16 protein-coding genes are annotated in these 17,800 nt (G+C 54.9%); 9 read left to right on the top strand and 7 right to left on the bottom strand.

The genetic code is table 11. The features are described 5' to 3' along the window. Positions 1-7 precede the first annotated feature (7 nt). The 3 genes from FQ705_RS11340 to FQ705_RS11330 are packed head-to-tail and all read right to left on the bottom strand — an operon-like array spanning position 8 to position 1,785. Positions 8-382, bottom strand: a complete 375-nt coding sequence (locus tag FQ705_RS11340; RefSeq protein WP_144140798.1) for a cupin domain-containing protein — start codon at positions 380-382, stop codon at positions 8-10. Between the two features lie 32 nt (positions 383-414). After that, positions 415-831 carry a nuclear transport factor 2 family protein gene (locus FQ705_RS11335; protein ID WP_144140796.1) on the bottom strand — a complete coding sequence of 139 codons (417 nt, stop codon included), beginning with the start codon at positions 829-831 and terminating at the stop codon, positions 415-417. Between the two features lie 15 nt (positions 832-846). Beyond that, positions 847-1,785 carry a 3-carboxyethylcatechol 2,3-dioxygenase gene (locus tag FQ705_RS11330; protein WP_144140793.1) on the bottom strand — a complete coding sequence of 313 codons (939 nt, stop codon included), beginning with the start codon at positions 1,783-1,785 and terminating at the stop codon, positions 847-849. A gap of 143 nt (positions 1,786-1,928) precedes the next feature. On the opposite strand from FQ705_RS11330, the gene FQ705_RS11325 reads away from it, so the two are divergent. Further along, the gene (locus FQ705_RS11325; RefSeq protein ID WP_144140791.1) at positions 1,929-2,621 is read left to right on the top strand and encodes a GntR family transcriptional regulator; all 693 of its coding nucleotides are present in this window, start codon (positions 1,929-1,931) and stop codon (positions 2,619-2,621) included. A gap of 174 nt (positions 2,622-2,795) precedes the next feature. On the opposite strand, the gene FQ705_RS11320 is transcribed toward FQ705_RS11325, so the two are convergent. From FQ705_RS11320 to FQ705_RS11310, 3 genes are all read right to left on the bottom strand, one after another. Beyond that, positions 2,796-3,479, bottom strand: a complete 684-nt coding sequence (locus FQ705_RS11320; RefSeq protein WP_144140789.1) for a 3-oxoacid CoA-transferase subunit A — start codon at positions 3,477-3,479, stop codon at positions 2,796-2,798. A 96-nt stretch (positions 3,480-3,575) separates the two neighbouring features. Beyond that, positions 3,576-4,928 carry an MFS transporter gene (locus FQ705_RS11315; protein WP_144140787.1) on the bottom strand — a complete coding sequence of 451 codons (1,353 nt, stop codon included), beginning with the start codon at positions 4,926-4,928 and terminating at the stop codon, positions 3,576-3,578. 351 nt (positions 4,929-5,279) lie between these two features. Then, entirely contained in the window at positions 5,280-6,191 is a 912-nt protein-coding gene (locus tag FQ705_RS11310) for a LysR family transcriptional regulator (protein WP_186307826.1), read from the bottom strand. An 89-nt stretch (positions 6,192-6,280) separates the two neighbouring features. Between FQ705_RS11310 and FQ705_RS11305 the strand changes: the two genes are divergently transcribed. The 4 genes from FQ705_RS11305 to FQ705_RS11290 all read left to right on the top strand — a co-directional run bounded on the left by FQ705_RS11305 (position 6,281) and on the right by FQ705_RS11290 (position 10,897). Then, the gene (locus FQ705_RS11305; protein WP_144140783.1) at positions 6,281-7,288 is read left to right on the top strand and encodes an amidohydrolase family protein; all 1,008 of its coding nucleotides are present in this window, start codon (positions 6,281-6,283) and stop codon (positions 7,286-7,288) included. Positions 7,289-8,582: 1,294 nt separating this feature from the next. Next, positions 8,583-9,023 carry a PRC-barrel domain-containing protein gene (locus tag FQ705_RS11300; protein WP_144140781.1) on the top strand — a complete coding sequence of 147 codons (441 nt, stop codon included), beginning with the start codon at positions 8,583-8,585 and terminating at the stop codon, positions 9,021-9,023. Positions 9,024-9,501: 478 nt separating this feature from the next. Continuing rightward, positions 9,502-10,056 carry an acyloxyacyl hydrolase gene (locus FQ705_RS11295; protein WP_144140779.1) on the top strand — a complete coding sequence of 185 codons (555 nt, stop codon included), beginning with the start codon at positions 9,502-9,504 and terminating at the stop codon, positions 10,054-10,056. Between the two features lie 388 nt (positions 10,057-10,444). After that, positions 10,445-10,897 (top strand): MarR family transcriptional regulator, encoded by a 453-nt coding sequence (locus FQ705_RS11290; RefSeq protein ID WP_144140777.1) that lies wholly within the window; start codon positions 10,445-10,447, stop codon positions 10,895-10,897. Between the two features lie 388 nt (positions 10,898-11,285). Here the strand turns inward: FQ705_RS11290 and FQ705_RS11285 are convergent, their stop codons facing one another. Next, positions 11,286-11,552, bottom strand: coding sequence for a DUF1488 family protein (locus FQ705_RS11285; protein ID WP_144140775.1), 267 nt, complete (start codon positions 11,550-11,552; stop codon positions 11,286-11,288). A gap of 607 nt (positions 11,553-12,159) precedes the next feature. Here FQ705_RS11285 and FQ705_RS11280 point away from each other — a divergent pair. The 4 genes from FQ705_RS11280 (at position 12,160) to FQ705_RS11265 (ending at position 17,709) form a co-directional block, all read left to right on the top strand. Then, positions 12,160-12,609: a BON domain-containing protein gene (locus tag FQ705_RS11280; RefSeq protein WP_260854443.1), complete on the top strand. Its 450-nt coding sequence runs from the start codon at positions 12,160-12,162 to the stop codon at positions 12,607-12,609. Positions 12,610-13,670: 1,061 nt separating this feature from the next. Further along, entirely contained in the window at positions 13,671-15,404 is a 1,734-nt protein-coding gene (locus FQ705_RS34820) for a methyl-accepting chemotaxis protein (protein WP_144140773.1), read from the top strand. Then, complete coding sequence (locus FQ705_RS11270; RefSeq protein WP_144140771.1) at positions 15,401-15,727, top strand: hypothetical protein; 327 nt, start codon at positions 15,401-15,403, stop codon at positions 15,725-15,727. The genes FQ705_RS34820 and FQ705_RS11270 overlap by 4 nt, the downstream gene beginning before the upstream one ends. 329 nt (positions 15,728-16,056) lie before the next feature. Next, positions 16,057-17,709 carry an FAD-dependent oxidoreductase gene (locus tag FQ705_RS11265; RefSeq protein ID WP_144140769.1) on the top strand — a complete coding sequence of 551 codons (1,653 nt, stop codon included), beginning with the start codon at positions 16,057-16,059 and terminating at the stop codon, positions 17,707-17,709. The last annotated feature ends 91 nt before the right edge of the window (positions 17,710-17,800 follow it).

Genomic DNA, 17,800 nt, shown 5'->3' with positions numbered 1-17,800 from the left:
AGCATCGTTACTCAACAAACCCCTGGTGTTCGCACAGAGGGAGATAATCTTCACGCACTGGAGCAAAGACATCCACATTCAGCACTCGCTCTTCACCTAGAGGTTCAGCACCATGTTCCAAACCGCCAGGGATATAGAGAACGCTAGGGGCATGCATGTCAAACACCTCACCATCTACCCAAAAGCGCATGGAGCCGGCCAACACATAGCTCATTTGATCGAAGGGATGGGCATGGCGTCCTGTACTCTTGTAACCAGGTTCGAACCAGTTCACCGTGTGTATTGCGCCCTGAGAGCGCAGGCCAGTCCTTTCGAACCCCGGCCGAACCTCGGTGAGTGGCATTTCGTCAAGTCGATAGACTCGCGCTGTATTTTTTTTCATTTTACCTTTCTCCAATCAGTATAACTAAATGGTTATTTGGCGACTCGAAACGCCTTTCGGATGACTCGTCGCCGTATCAGCCATTTGCCATCCTCAAGGACATATTCGTCTTCGTAATCACCCACCATAAAAGGAGCCGTTTCAATGGCGGGAGCTTCTTCGCTACGATAAACTGAGGCGTAAAGCGTGCCGCGCAAAACCTCGCCGTCCCAATAAAGTCGATGGTTTGTTTCGACGTGGCGCGATACTCTGGGCAGTTTGACTCGCTCACGCCCCCATTCTTCAATTGCATCGCGACCGACCAGGTCGCGTGGCGGAAGATTTAGCAGTTCACCGTTGACGGAGTAAAGGTTGTAGAGCTTGTCCGATGCGCCATGGTCCAGCAACCATGCATGCTCGGCGATCAAGGCCTGAATTTCCTGACGGATATCGGGGGTGATAGGTTTCATCGGGCTGTCTCCATGTTATTCGCTGATGGCACTAACCATGGCAAATCCGGTCATCCACTCCTCAACCGGCCAATAGGCGCGAGTCGTGACCCTGTAGGAGCCCGCCGTAGACAGCGCTGCGAACGCCGCCAGCCAAGCTCGAATTTCATGGCCCGAGTGACCGCCGGCCTCTTCAATCCAGTCGTTCGCCCAATCATCCATTTTGGAAAGTTCCCCACTGGCGAGCGTGTCGAGCACCAACTGGTCGAACTCCGGGTTGATGGCACGGTAAGTGGTATCACCGGCAGCATGCGCTTTTCCCGCGTCGATTACACGGCGTTGACGCGCAGCACGTGCTTCCTCACTCGGATTCCGACCATTGATCAGACGGGCCACCACATCTGGAGGGGCGTCATTCAATCGTGGCACCGGTGGATCGTGCGACAAGCCGCCTGAACCGATAATCAAAACCCGCTTTCCGGACGAGATTAACTCATGGCCTAAGGCCTCGCCCAGGAGGCGTACGCGCCGCATTGGGCCCAACGGTAGTCCCACCGCATTAATGAACACTGGAACAACAGCCTGAGGCGAGTCTTTGCCGAACAGGAATTCCAATGGCTGGGTAATGCCGTGATCCACCTGCAGTTGTTCGGATTGTGCAACGTCAATGCCGGCATCCAACGCCGCTCGGACCAAACCTCGAGCTGCGTCGCGATCCACAGACAGCGGCCCCGGAACCGTCCCCCAATCACCAACGGACACCGCACCCGAGGCAATACAAAAGGCCGGCATCATGTCATAGAAAACGCCATTGAAATGGTCCGGGCCAAACACAAGCGCAAGCTCTGGATCAAAATCGCGCACGAAAGATCTGAGCTGATCCAACGTCGCACGAACTTCCTCCATGGTGGCAGCGCCCGGATCGTTTATCCCGAACAGCGGAGAGTGCGAAAGTGCACAAAGAGCGAGGGTCACGTTGTCTCCTATTTTTGCCTATACCGCAGTCAGCTAAGCGTTTTTGTCGACCGACACGGCGAGGCCCATCGACACAATGCATCATACTTGAATACTATACTTTGTGCTAAGAATATATTATTCGAACGTGATATAGTCTTTCCATGTCAAGTAACCCTACCCAACTGCCCGAGCAATCCGACACCTACCCGGTACTGGAGAGGATTCGTCATGCAATTCTCGACGGTACGTGGGCTCCTGGCGAACGGCTGGCGCCGGCTAGCCTCGCGGAACGCTACGACACCAGCACGACCGTCATCCGCGAAGGGCTCACTCGCCTCGTCGGCGAATGCCTGGTGGAGGCACGCACAAATCGCGGCTTTTTCGTACCGGAACTCCGGCTGCAGGAGTTCCGCGACCTGACAGAACTGCGATGCGCAACAGAATCGCTTGCCCTGAAACTGTCTTTGGAACGCGGAGATCTGAAGTGGGAAGGCGAGCTACTGGCGGCGCATCACCGAATGGTCCGAACGCCGAGGCGCCAGATCGGGAGTGCGCACGTCAACAATGAGTGGCGGATAACCCACTGGGGATTTCACACCGCCTTACTTGCAGGCTGCGGCTGCGAACCGATGCTGAAAATCGCTGCGAGCCTGATGCAGTCCACGGACCTCTACCGGATATGGACAGCCCAAGCGCCCGCGGCCTCCGAACGGAACGTAGAAGCCGAACACCAGGACCTAGTTGACGCAGCACTCGCCCGCAACGTCGACCTCGCTATCGATCTACTAACGGGTCATTACCGTGCAACAGCTAGGATTGTGGCCGAAGCTGGCCTTCAATCCCAGTCGCAGTGACTTTTTCGATCGCATTAGCTCACGGTTCATGGAGTTGCTCGCTCCGGCGCTGCTCGTGTGCCGCCCCGTACAGCCTTTCCGAGGCGGTGCCTTGTCCAACTTCGTGCGCTCTTGACGCGGCGTCATCCCAAACGCTCGCGCTAATACTGGAATGTCTTTCGCCAGTTGTGATCTTCATACTATCTGGCTCCCCCCGGCACTCGCCCGAACTACGCGGTCCACGAAGATTCCCGGCGTGACAATGGCTTCAGGATCGAGTTGACCAACCGGTACGATTTCCCCAACCTGGACGATGGTGAGTCTTGCAGCAGACGCCATAACGGGACCGAAGTTCCGACCAGTTTTTCGATAGACAACGTTTCCAAATCGATCGGCTTTGTACGCTTTGATAAGCGCGACATCGCCTGGCAGCGGGTTCTCAAAAACGTGCGGCTTGCCATCAATCAATCGCGTCTCTTTGCCTTCAGCGAGGCGCGTGCCGAAGGCCGTTGATGTATAAAAGCCCCCTATGCCCGCTCCGGCGGCGCGCATTCGCTCTGCCAGAGTGCCTTGCGGGACGAGTTGCAGGTCCACTTCGCCTGCCCGATACAACTCATCGAAGACGTATGAGTCAATTGCTCGCGGGTAAGAACAAATAACCCTACATACCCTCCGCTCCTTCAGAAGCGCTGCCAGACCGCGATCACCGTTACCCGCGTTATTGCAAACAACAGTCAGATCACGAATACCCAATTCCAGTAAGCCTTCGACAAGCTCCGTTGGCATGCCTGCGTTCCCGAATCCGCTGATCAAAATCGTGCAGCCATCCGAGATGCCGGCAACTGCTGCATCAATTGATGTACAAGTCTTATCTATCACCCTTACGTGCTCCAATACGCGCATAACGTTCAGCAAATGTCTTTACACCGCCAAAGCCTCCTGCGTAGCCCGCCGAGAGGCACACTTCACTCACATCTAATGGGTTGCCACCGGAGGCGCCGGAAGTGTGCCGTCGCTGCCGGGAAGAAGCTGAATGAGCTTCATCAGGAGCGTCAACACGGCAGCAAAGGCGGGTGCCATCGCCGTATAGATGAACACTTGGCCCGGAGTCACATGACTTTCTAAGAGGACGCCAATCACAAGAGGAGCGAGAACCTGACCAAAACGTCCGCAGGCCATGGCCCAGCCGACTCCGGTAGAGCGAATCGCTGGCGGATAGACCAGGACCGCTACTGCGATGGCGCCCGACGCACCAATCCCGACGAAGACGCCTACTGCGGCGAGCGCGAAACTTGCAAGCGCCGTCGACGAGCCGGCGATTGCTGTAAATGCCACCGAAGCTGCGCCGGCAGCGAGAGCGGGAATCAGGACACGCGCCGCGCCGAACCGCTCTATCATCCTGCCCACAATAGCCATCCCGATTAGCGCCCCAAAACTGTGGTAACCAATCACTACGGCTGCGTCGGCTGCACCAATACCACCAGCGCGAAGCAAAACTGGAGTCCAGTTCACAGAGACGGCTAAAGTCCCAAATGCCGTAAAGAAAATCCCGGACAAAAGCAGCGTCGCAATTGAGTTTCCGGATTGAAAAAGGAGATGAATTGCCAAACCTTGCGCTGGGGACTCACCGGGCAGGACTGAGGTACCTGGCGCGATTCCGAGTCGCTTTTTGAGACGCATAAGTGCCCGGGCGCGTTGAGGATCCGAAGCCAGAAAACGGGCCGATTCAGGTAACCAGAGCGCCAGAGCAAGCACAAGCGCAAAAGGCAGGGCCCCTCCGACAATGAAAATGGCTCTCCACGTTTCGTGCCGCAGTATCCAGGCGTTGAGGAACCCACCGACCATCCCGCCAAGAGGAAAGGCTGCCCAAAGGAGACTTGTGACAGCAGCGCGACGACGCTCAGGTGAATACTCTGCGGCGAGTGCGATAAAACATGGAACTGCACCTCCAAGGCCGATTCCGGACAACACTCGATATGCCGAAAGCTCAAACAAAGACCGGCTGAACGCCGTAAGAAGTGTTCCCGCCCCAATCAAAATCGTTGAGAAAATTAAGATCCGCTTTTGCCCAATCGCGTCAGCAAGCGCACCGAGCACAATCGCGCTTACTGCCGCACCAAACACCGACGAAGAGAACACGATGCCAAGTTGCCGATGATCAAGGTGCAACTTGTCTGCTAAAAACGGCGCGGCTATGCCTATCGATTGCGAATCGAGTCCATCGATCAAGGCAACGCAGGCGCATAGAAGCCATGTGACAATTTGAAAACGACTGATAGGGCTATCATCAATTAGTTCCGACACTGCGATAGATCGGGAGGTGGTCATCGCGGTTCCGAAATACGGTCAGAATTGATGTTGAGAGACCTCAAGCCCGCATGACCGACAATCGCGGCTAAGACGTGAGTAGTTACCAGTTGTTCCTGACGAGTAACATTTGCCCCGCCTTGGTATCGTGCGTTGCAGGTTCGGGCATGGGCCGTGGATAACGCAGAGTGCGCTATCGCGAATGGTTTCTTCATCTAGTGTCTCCGCTTTTTTTGAGGCACCGCGCTCCGCACGGCACAGTGCGCAAAATTACAAGCGTGACATCCATGAGTCAATCCACGATCTACTCATACGACGTATGAACCACATTCATACTCTAAAGATTGACTCGGGGTCGGACAGCGACGCCCCCTATCCGTCGCGGAGAGCGTCGTACACCACCTCCCTCAAGAAACGATTCGCACCGTCATCCTTGTATCGCAAATGCCAATGTTGGCGAATCGAGACGTGTGGAACGTCTTTCGGCAACGAGACGACTCGCAGGCGAGCCAGTTTCTTAAACGCGGAAACCAATTCTTCGGAAATGATGCCCATCCAATCGGTCTCCGCGAGAATTGGTGCCAGCGCCATCACATATTGCGACTCGAGGGCGACTTGCATCTTCCCACTGCGCCAAAGCTTCTGATCCAACCATTGATTTATTACACTCGTCCCCGGCGTACGCACTACGGGTATGCCAGAAAGCTGCTTCAAGGTCACAGAGTCGCCCACGCGCGCGTTGTTCTCGCTCACGATTCCGACGAACGCGCGCGAAAAGAGCAATTGCTGATAGAAGCTTGTTCGCAAGTGCGGGTGATACCCGATAGCAACATCCAGCTTGCCATCCTCAAGCGCCCCAGCAATTTCGGAGCGCGGAGTATTGTGCATGATCAGGTGCGCAAGGGGAGCGCGGTGCCTGAGCAAGCGCAAAACACGCGGAACTATAATGAACGACCCGGTTTCACTGACACAGATATGGAATGTCCGAGTGGTCGTCGCAGGATCAAACTCCGGTCTCGACAGTATCTCTTCACGGACAATCTTCAGTGATCGACCGATTGGTTCCGCCAGCTCCACAACGAGCGGAGTCGGTCGCATCTCGTTGCCAACCCGGACAAAAAGAGGGTCTTCAAACTTCTCCCGAAGCCCAGAGAGCGCGTGACTCAGCGCAGATTGACCTACACCCAGAGCCCGTGCAGCCCCGGTGATCGTCCTGTGCGCGAGGATAGCCTCGATCACGAGCAGGAAATCAAGGTTGTCAGGTCCTTCATGAGATTTTTTCATAGTCTGTATGATAGCCGGGACGTTTTCTGCGCGAACTATCGGAAATATCATCGACCCTGTCAATACTTCGCAATAGGGAGACTAGATAGATGGAAGCGGCGGATAAATTGTCAATCGAAAGACATTCGGTGCAACGCGGGCGCATAGACGTACACGCTCACTATTTGCCTACACGGTATCGGGAAGAAATAATTGCTGCGGGCCACTCGCATCCCGACGGGATGCCCTTCTTGCCTGAATGGGATATCGCCCAGGCGCTCGATCTGATGGACTGTATGCAAGTGCAGACACAGATGTTGTCGATCTCGTCGCCGGGAGTCCACTTCGGCGACGACACAGCTGCCAGGAAGCTATCTCGGTTTGTCAACGAACAAGGCGCGCAAGCGATGCGCGACTACCCAGAACGGTTCGGACTATTTGCATCGCTGCCTCTTCCGGACGTTGACGGTGCACTTTTAGAGCTTGAGCATGTGTTTGACGTGCTCAAGGCCGACGGTATTGTGCTCAAAAGCAACTTCCATGGTCTATATCCTGGTGACCCAAAGTTTGAACCACTATTTGCCGAGTTGAACCGGCGCCGGGCGATCGTATTCTTGCATCCGACTTCGCCTGCCTGCCCCTGTTGCCATGGGTCGGGCCTTGGCTACCCTCGCCCTACCCTCGAGTTCATTTTTGAAACCACTCGCGCTGTAACGAATCTCATTCTGAATGGTGTAGTTACGCGACATCCAAACATCCGATTTATTGTCCCACATGCTGGCGCAGCATTACCGCTAATCGTGGACCGCGTAATTGGAAGCATGTCAGTGCTCGGTCTCCCTCGTCCTCTCTCTGGCGAGGAGATCCTCGCGGACATCCGTTCACTATATTTCGACCTCGCTGGCTATCCTGTACCGCGAGGAATTCCGGCGCTGTTCGAGATCGCGGATCAAAGCCACGTCATGTATGGCAGCGACTGGCCATTTACTCCGCGGGCGAAGGCCGAAAAATTGGCTGAGGCACTTGACGCAACGCCAACGCTCGCCGGTGCGCTTCGCGATGCCATTATGCGTGGGAACGCGTTAGAGCTATTCCCCCGGCTGAAAGCCCGAGATTGATTCGGATTTGTGGCGACCGATCCGATGATCGATGACCCGGCGTCTACTTAGGCGGCGGATCTTCGTAAGCGTCGTATCGCGTAAGCATTGCGTCGCTTGTTGCTGGAATCCGGTCGTATCCAATCCGTCGCGTCCGCGGTTCAGGAAGAAATTCCAGAGATGTCCCGCCGTGACAAATGTGATGGACCGATTTAATGGCTAGTGCAAAGTGAAGGAAAGCGCGGATTCAAACGGATTCGAAAATGCGCTTTTTAACCAGTTTCACAGGCTGAATCCGAGTAGCTTCGAGCCTTGGGACTAGGTCCGGGCTGACTCCAGCGAGAACGAGGCGATAGGTACCGTGTTGCAAGCGATTGAATGTGGACGCACCGAGCACACGGTCACTGGGATCGAATCAGCCCATCCATCGAAGTGGAGGCTACTGATCAGGTTTTCGAGACAGTCGTCTTGTGACGATCACACCGATTTAGCTGCTGAGACGCCGACAGTGATCATGGATGCTGTTGCAAGCTGTCTCAACTCACGATCCCCTCAAACATCGTACCGGCAAGTCGGCGGAGTCTCGGTCGGATTGGGGCTAGCATCTCCTCGCTTCGTTGTATTACAAACTCGTTCCCCCTAACTTCTCCGAATCGGCCGACAATTAAGTCATTTTTCTAAACCGGGCCCAACCGGAATCGTGCTTTTGCTTATGCAGTATGTCAGTCCGCACCGAGGATGCCTACGGGAATGTCTATCGCCGCGAGGTTCCTCCTTCCCGGCGCACGTAGGTCTTTGGACCGCCGCAACACGCTTATATCCTGACTCGTCCATAGCTTTCTACGCCCTAGAAAAATCAGTATGCTCAATGCCTTACAGGCTGTGGTCGACTCAATAGATAACGAAGACTCTTTATCCTTAGATTCAGTATATCGCCGTTCTAGAAGAAGAACTACGCAAGAGAACAGACCACCAGTCTGCAGATAGACTGCCACAAAAGAACCTGCTCGTGATGTTGCGGGATCACACTTTCCCATAATTCTCCTTGCGAGGTAAGCTCGCACTCAAAACGTCACGCGGCGACGCCCTCGCTCAGAAAGTGCGACTTTGGGCTGGAAGTACTTCGCCCAACGTAAGCTGCTATCGAATTCGTGCGATTTTGAAAACCCACCGGTCATTTGTACAGCAGAATGTGCGAGCCGTATGCCGATTTCCTTGTGCGCGATCCGCAACCATACCGGCGAGGACGGGACACGGCGCGCCGTTCGGACTAGATGTCTGGATTGCTCTCAAAAAATCTGACCGGAGTAGATAGATGAACGTTTCAAAACAGTTGTCACTTCTTGTTGCTGTTGCTGTTTTCGGATTTGCTTCGGCTCGAGCCGAAGCACAAGTGGCTGGCGCACAGGTCATCGGGGTGACCGTTGAGCAAGACAGTATTGTGGTCAACGGCTGGAGCGTGAAGAAGAGTCTGCTCGGGAAACCCGTCTTTAATGAAAATGGCGAAAAGGTTGGTGTTCTGCACGACATCATGATCACCCCGGACAACTCCGTATCGTTCGCAATTGTGGCGGCCCATCAGTTTCTGGGAGTATCAGAACACGATGTCGCCATTCCAATCGGCCAGATTGACGTTGTAGACGGCAAGTTGGTGTGGGCTGGAGCTACGCGGGAAGCAGTCAAAGCAACCCCTCCGTTCCAGTATGCAAAGGTTCATACCGCGCCGATTTCGCGCAAAGATATGCCGCATCATTGACCTGTTACCCCGTTCGTTAACGCAATGGATAGATATGTATCGATGGCTTTAATGAGCGGGGCGACACATGGATAAAGTTGGTAGACGAAGGCTACCGGGCGATCATCCGGCAATACCACACACGGCGACACACGCTTCGTCAAACACCGTCAATCCGTAATCAACGGGCGTACCACTATGACACCAGTCTAAAAGGGCAAAGTGTCGCTCACGATCGCCGGACGCTGCATGACTTTGCTGTCCGCTTTGATAGGCCGCGGCGGGTCTGCATAACACGGCTTTGATTAAATTCCCGGCACAAGGTGGACTACCCCTCCACTCATCGCCAAACCGCTGACAGCCTATGTCGTCGCCGGCACGCCCCCATAACGCGCCCGGCGAGGAGCACTGTCCTTTACGCAAAACTCAGTTGTTCAGGTCTATGGATATTTCCTCAGATCGCGACCGCCGCCCCGAACTTCTATATCTTCGAATACCCATGCGAAAACGTGAAAACACCCTGCTTCACGCAGCGATTCTGGTTTTGCTAGTCGCGGCATCGCCACGGTCTCACGCCTCGGAGTTTGGCGTACAGTTCGCAGGCGGGGTTGCGGATCACGACGTGAGGAAAGCAGATGTCGGAGCAGTATGGGACCCGGGGCTGTCGTGGTGGCCAATCGGTGGCTACCACGTCACTCTCTTCGGTGAAGCACATGCGGCGTATTGGGACATACGAGAGAACAACGCTGCGCATCCAAACATTTGGGAGTTCGGGCTCACACCTGTTTTCCGGGTTATTAAAAGCAGCGGCTGGTTCCGACCTTATGTGGAAGCCGGGGTCGGTGTGAGACTTCTTTCCCATGTACGGGAGACCAGCAATCGAACATGGTCCTCGTCTTTCCAGTTTGCGGATATGGTTGGATTGGGCGCCCAGTTCGGCTCGCACCAGAACTACGCAGTTGGCTTCAGATTTCAGCATCTTTCAAATGCCGGCTTTGAGCATCCCAACCCAGGCATCAACTTCAGTGAACTGTACGTGCAGTTCAACTTCTAGTGGCCGTCGGGGCCTTCGAAGGGAGCTTCGGATCCTTTCCCGCGACGATCATAGCGACTCGTGGACTGCTTTGTAAGCTGAACGGCACACGCTGCGTCTCTCTGAAGAGATGAATCGAGGTTACTTTAGACCGGGCGATTTCAAAAGTCACCGATCATTTCTTACAGTACGTGACGGGAGTACGTGAGATATTCGCTCGTCGTCCCGGGCTGTTGCATTGACCCATCCGCACGACACAAAGGGATAGGCACGTCTAGTAGGGACTCTCGTCCAACTATTCGCCTGCCGTGGATGTGTCTCCCGTATATTTCACGTTGCCCAGATTCGCCGAATCCTGCTCACACGAATGTGTTTCCCACCCAAGCCGCATTAAAAAACTGACGCGCACATGTTGAAAGAATGTATCTACTTCAATTCTGTCGCACTCTCCCGCCTTCTTGAGCGTGAGCAGACAGTCGCGTTTGCACCACTTGGTTTGACTCCCACTCAGGCGCTTGCGCTTGACCTGATTTTGAGTACACCTGGCGAGGTTCCCGCCCGACTCGCCGAGGAGCTATGCGTTACACCATCGACGGTATCACGGGTTGTGGATAGCCTGTACAGAAAAGGGCTCATTGACCGACGGCAACGAGAAGAAGACGCTCGCGAATGGTCAATCTTTCCCACTGATGCGGGCGAAAAATTGGCACCTGCCATCGATAGAGCATACTTAACGATCAGCAGAGTCCTGCATGATAAAGCCGGTGCGGATCTGGTTCACACCGCCGTGGCAAACATGCGGGAACTGCGGAACGCTTTGAGTGACCCGTCGCCCATAGAGAAACGCTCGCTACGAAAATAGTCACATCCAGACAGTACATGCACCGCTGTCTCCAAAGTTTTCGAGCCGATCTACGTCCTGTACGGCGGCTTGGGAAAAATAACTTCCTTGCATCGGGCAGATGCAACACATTTTCCATTTCCGCCGAACCCCGCCTTACTGCGTGACATACCCGCAGGGGATGGTTTTGTCGACCAGATCATTCAAGATGGAACGCCTGGGATTCTCGAGCAGGGTTCTCAGATTTAATATTGATTTAGGAGCCGTACACAGGCAACTTCGGCAATCCAGCCTTCTTTGTCAGAGCGATGTGACGATTCGATAGCATTGTGCTTCATTCCGCGCGTAATGTTCGCCCGCGACAGTAGTGAGACTAAAAACTCGAGCGGAGCCGTACGACGGCAATTCCTCAAAGTTTAAAGTCGGCTGCGCCTAGCGCTATCGCGTCATTACGCAATCGTCGCCATTTTCGCTCCGCTACGGCAGCGATACGCGCCTTCCCATTATCGAACGCCCGCAACAAGTGCGCCTCGTCAGAACCCTTCGCAGCCCAGAAATATAGTTCTAGTGCGTCGATAGATATGGAGCAACGTATCTGTTGACCGGCGATTTCCATGACGAATGATACTGTTCCTGGCCCTACGATTGGCGCTGAGTGACCAAATATACCGTCCATCTTGTTTCCGAAATTAGGCTGTTGTGTGTCGAACACTGCCGCGACTGTACATCGGTCGACCCATGATGAACGTAAGCCCAAAGCTCAGTCGGTCTCCTCACCCGTTCGTTTAGAAAAAACAGACCCGCAGCCCTTTTTTGAGTCGCTGTGTAACAACTGCGAATCGAACTACCAAAGCAATCATCACGGCCACACCCTCTATGCCGTGAAGCAAACCTTTCCACTGCAAATCATTGATTCAAAGCCTGAGGTCTGTTCACGTCCCGACGGCCATCCCTCGTTCCACGGTCAGGCCGCAAGGCGTCATTGCTCCGTCACTCGAATAAATTCACTATCGTTGCAGGCCGCGCGTGGCATCGACAGCCCGTCCTCGTACTGGGCGTAATACGCATTGCAAAAACCAGACTCGGAACATAGACAATTCTAGCTCACTCTGTTGACGCGCGGCGCGGTGGTCCGCCGAGACGATGACGCTAAACATATCCCGGAAATTCAACTTCATATTTCAGGCTGCCACCCGCTCGTCACGTCGCAACGGTTGCACGCTGGCCCGTGAAAACGGACATCGGCAAAAATATTAGTGATTACGAGAAAAGCCAAGGCTTTTATGAAACACGTTCGTGGCCGGCGTGCGCAGAATGCCGCTGTGGTTGGCCGCCGCAAACATTGCTATTGCTCCATCAACTTTCTGGAAAATATTTTTATGAAACCATACAAACACGCCCTGACGGCCGGAACAATTGCCACCGTCCTCACTTTCGCGAACTTGGCCAGCGCTCAGGACGCGCCGCAGGCATCAGCCCCGGCTGCACCGCTGAGCAAAAAAGAGATGCGGGCGCAGAATCATCAACTCGTAAAGAAAGTTCGCTTGGCGTTAGCGCACACGAAGAATCTCAACATGGCGGATATTACAGTGCTCGCAAAGGGCGGCCACGTTACGCTGGTCGGTACGGTGCCGGACGATGGTCAGATTTCGCTGGCCGCGCAAACCGCAGGCAAGACCGCCGGCGTCACGGATCTCACGAACAATCTTACGGTTCACGAGATCGGAAACTAAATATGCAAACCGTCCGATACGGCATGCCCGCTCGGATGTATTCATGCAGATTTAACCGGCTCGCGGGGCTAGGTTGTTCCGCGCACATTGTGCGAATGACATTAGCCCTGCAAAGCCCCTTACGCACACGAAAGACGACACAGCAGCGCTACCAGATTCGAGGCTTTTCGTCAGATAAGTTGCTTTTTCGCCGGCCGATACAACCACTTTCGTCAGCGCGGTGGGAGCATTCCATATTGATGCGGCACTCTTCGCAAATACCATCTCGCGCAAGGCCGGAAACGACGGGCAACAAACCGCATACGTCGGATTCCAGCGAATGCAATTCATCAAGGACGCCCGAAAGATTCACTATGTGTTCCGTTGACGCGTGTATGGGCAGCGGCATGCCTTTATCAATACCTGGGCAACGGCCTCATTGGGAACAGAAAAACTCCTATTTCTGTTTTGCCACCAATACTTGGATGATCCTCGGTCAATGGAGCCCTCTCAGTCAGCGGAGAATCGAATTGCACCCTTTTTTGGTCGACTTTCGCCGTAGCGTTTCTGCAAAGCAGTAGTAAGCGGAGATCTGCGGGATGCCATATGGAAACGGGATCTAACTTGAGGATCTAGGTCAAGTAGGTTTCCAGAAATCTGTATCTCGAAGCAAAACGCCCGCGTGCATGCCCAACCCAATCCGACCGGTGCTATTTGGAGTAGTCACGGAACGCGTGCTTCATTTCCAATGTCGGGAGGTCGCTGTTAATACGGATTGTCGGTTCACCCTTGCAAGCAGCCCAGACAATTGATGCCAGTCTCGCGCCGACCACGTGTAAAGCGTCAATTCTTCAGGGTAGTTGGTTTTGACAACAGTCCGAGTTGACCGCCTCGTTGGCCGGAAGGATCCGAGATCGCTGACGAGGATCAGCGCAGATGCACTACCACAAGGTGCAACAAATGCAGCCCTGATGCTTTAGTTTTTCTTCAGAGTCGAACAGTCATTCACAGAGTTGACGCCGACGCTCGAGACCTGCTTGGCCTGAACCGACAACAATTGAATAACCTTGAAGGATATCCGAATGACTCTCTCCAGACGTCTTGTCATCACACTGTCTATCGCGCTGCTGGCCATGATTGCGGTGGGAGGTGTCGGCCTCTGGCGACTTAACCAGGCCCAGCAGCGTTTTGAATACGTCCAAGCCAACATTATTCCTAGCATTAAGGAGCTTGACGATGCGAAAGTCGACATCACAGGCTTTGGAAAGCTCAATTATCGACACCTTCTCAGTGCGAGCGGTCCCGAAAAGGAAGCAGATGAGCGTGCGATCTCCGCTTTGGACCGAAACGTCGATCAACACATCGCCGCATACGAACATGACGACGTTTCGGACGACGTCGACCGAAAATTTCTGGAAGTCGACAAGACGAACCTCGCCAAGTATCGAGCTCTCAGGGAAAGCTTTCTGGAAAAGTCTCGAGCAGGTGACTCGGGGGGCGCCGAGGCTATGCATGTTGAGGGCGGTGCATTGTATGTAGCAAGTGCCAACCTGCTTTCAGCCTTCGACCGTCACATCGCCTATAACGAGAAACTCAGCCAGGATTTGCGCGATGCAAATCGGATTGATTATAACCGGGCATTCTGGCTACTGGTCGTCTGCATGGGAGCAGCCGTTGCGGTGACCGCCGTTAAGGGTGTGCATCTTTATCACTTGATCAGCGCAGGCTTGAACAGAATGCAACGGACATTGCAGCTAGTGAGCGAATCCTTAGACCTGACCCGACTGGCCAAGGTTGACCGCATGGACGAAATTGGCGAGACCGCCGCCGCCTTCAATGCGTTACTAGTACGCATAGCGGAGGTCGTCATCGAGGTTCGACAATCGGCCAACTCGGTCGGCGTAGCTTCTCAAGAGATTGCGGCTGGCAATACGGACCTTTCCCAACGCACTGAGGAACAGGCGGCTTCACTTGAGGAAACAGCATCGAGCATGGTAGAACTCACCGCCACCGTCCGTCAAAACGCGGACAATGCGCGACAAGCCACCCACTTGGCGAACACCGCCTCGGAGGTTGCTAAGCGTGGCGGCGGTGTGGTCGGACGCGTGGTCGAGACAATGCGTGGGATTTCTGAAAGCTCGTCCAAAATGGCCGAAATCATCACCGTCATTGAGGGAATCGCGTTCCAAACGAACATCCTGGCGCTTAACGCGGCGGTCGAGGCAGCTCGTGCTGGGGAGCAGGGTCGCGGGTTTGCAGTTGTGGCGGGCGAAGTTCGCACTCTAGCGCAGCGCAGCGCTACGGCAGCAAGGGAAATCAAGCACTTAATCGGTGAATCTGTTGGCCGGGTAGACACGGGCTCGAAACTCGTAGAAGAAGCCGGGGGCACGATTAGTGAAATTATTCGCTCAGTTAATCATGTCACAGGCATTGTGGGTGAGATTTCGGCGGCTTCGGAAGAGCAGCGCACGGGAATTGAACAGGTAAACCAAGCCGTAGCCCAGATGGATCAGGTAACCCAACAGAATGCCGCTTTAGTCGAGGAGTCTTCGGCTGCCGCACATTCGATGGCACAGCAAGCACAGGCGCTGCGCGACGCCGTCGCTGTTTTCCAGATCACGGATCCGAAGTCGTCCGCGTGGAATACGAAGAGTTCCCACGAGGCGACACTCGCATCGGGACCAGACAACCATCCACCGCGTGGAAGGCCAATAAAATCCCGGCCGACGCTGGTCGTCGCAAAAACTTCGAAGGTGTGCGGTCCAATTGAAACCAACGCAACTGACTGGCAAACGTTCTGGAGGAGAGGAAGGTGAACAATTCAACCGATTTGCTTACCGGGGTGAGCGAAATTCTGACTGAAAGCACGAAAGCAATGAGCGTTTTCAGCGCACGTGCAATGGTTCTGGGAAGTTTTTTTGATGCCGCCATTCCGTACCTTGCGCCATTGCAGCGCATCGAAGTGACCCAATCATTCCGACGACGCATCGAAGATGTCATGTCGATGATGGATGATGTTTCGTTGCCCGCCGAATATCATTCGACGCTGCTTGACCTTACTAATTCTGTTCTGGCCACACTGGAAAATAAACGCCAAGGGATCACCTCTGCAACTCAAGGTCGATCACCAGCGAAATGATCACAAAATCGCCTCTGCTTAACAAACAGCCAACCGCGTCGTTAAATGCGTCGCTGCACGGCCGCAGTTCCGGAGTTGCGAGCCACTCATTTGCACAGCGAGGGGCGGTTGTAGCTTCGCGAGCACTTGCACCGGGACGACACGTACCAGACTTGCACCTGGATTGTCTGCTGCACGTTTGTGACACGCGCGCGCAGAGATTGACGGCGATGAGCTTGCATTTTTAGGCCGGGTAGCTGGGCCGCGCATTGGGGCATTTATTTTGATTGACTGCCGATCTGAACCGGCTTTGGCCAGATTCCGCCCGACTCACACGCTTGGACAAAGAAATGTTGACAATTGACGACATCCGCACGATTCCTCTTTTCTCGGCGCTTCCAGACAGCGAAGCGGAGCGTCTCGCGACGACATCAGCAGACCTTCAGCTTTCCGCGGGTGAATTCGCAGTCCATGAGGGTGGGGAGCGAGCGCTGTACGCTGTGCTTGCCGGCAAGGTGGAAGTGGTCAAGAAATTCGACGGCATTGACCGCACGCTGGGCTGGCGTCTACCAGGAACCACTTTTGGTGAAGTGCCGCTCGCGCTGAGCTCGCCGTTCCTCATTGCGTATCGAGCTGCCGAACCTACGCGCGTAATCCGCGTGGACACGCAGCGCTACTATGCGCTTATAGCTGCGTCGCCAGAGATCGCGTTCAAGATTGGGATGCTCGCTCGAGAGAGCATCGGCGGTCTACAGGGTGTCGTCGCCGAGCCGCGCAAGCCTCGCGCGATAATCGTGGGCGGTCGCTGGGACACGACGTGCGTAGCGCTACGCCAGTTCATGGAGCGCAATCAGATAAGTTACGACTGGACGACGCCCGATGCGCCCGACCTATCGGGAATCTGGCCCGGAACATGTCCCTCAGAGGAAGATTGTCCGGCGCTGCTGTTGGCCGATGGGACCGTGCTTATCCAGCCTGGAATAAGCGAAGTTGCCGAATCACTGGGTCTGCCGACGCGACCGCGCCGCGCCGAGTACGACACGTTGATCATCGGTGGCGGCCCCGCCGGGCTCGCTGCGGCAGTTTACGGTGCATCAGAAGGTTTGTGCACTCTCGTGCTAGAACGCGAGGCGCCAGGCGGCCAGGCGGGAACCTCTTCACGCATCGAAAACTACCTCGGCTTTCCCAACGGAGTTTCAGGCAACGAACTCTCGAGCCGGGCATTGCAACAGGCAACCCGACTCGGAGCCGAGATTCTGACGACGCGGTCAGTCGCGCACATTGATGTCGACGCGCGCTGCGTTCGCCTCGATGGAGGAGACGTCGTCAAAGCGAGAACCATTATTCTTGCGACCGGTGTCACGTGGCGGCGCCTCGCGATCGAGGGCTTTGACCAATTCGTCGGCAAAGGCCTGTACTACGGCGCGTCACGAAGCGAAGCGAACGCCACCCATGGGCTTGACGTCTATCTTGTCGGGGGCGGTAACTCGGCCGGACAGGCTGCTTTGTATTTTGCAAATCATGCACGCACCGTGACTCTGGTCGTGCGAGGTGACTCACTCGAGAGGAGTATGTCGAGTTATCTTATTGAGCAGCTCGAAGAAAAGGCAAACGTGCTGGTGCAACTCCGATCGGAAGTGGTCTGTGCACACGGTGAAACATATCTGACAGCAATCGACATACGCGACAGGTCACAGGGGGAAGTGCGCCGGCACACCTGTGGAGCCTTATTCATTTTTATCGGCGCCGATGCGCAAACCGAATGGTTGCCGCAGGAAATCGCTCGGGATACACGTGGATATGTTCTTACCGGTGACGACGTCGTTAAGGCAGGGCTCTGGTCGCATAGCCGAGACCCCTACCTCCTCGAATCGAGCGTTCCTGGTGTATTTGCCTGTGGGGACGTTAGATTGAGCCCGGTTAAGCGCGTCGCTTCGGCGGTTGGTGAGGGCAGCATGGCAATTGCGTTTGTTCACAAATATCTGCAGAGCAACGCCGAATAGCATGGAGTGCACGTAACGCGTTCACCCCACCACGTCAGCTGTGTACTGAGTATGCTTAGCTCGCCATCATTTCAAGCTCGCGTCTATCTCG

The sequence above is a fragment of the Paraburkholderia sp. BCC1884 genome (assembly GCF_900996225.1).
GTDB lineage: Bacteria > Pseudomonadota > Gammaproteobacteria > Burkholderiales > Burkholderiaceae > Paraburkholderia.
This window is presented reverse-complemented; position numbering and strand designations above follow the sequence as displayed.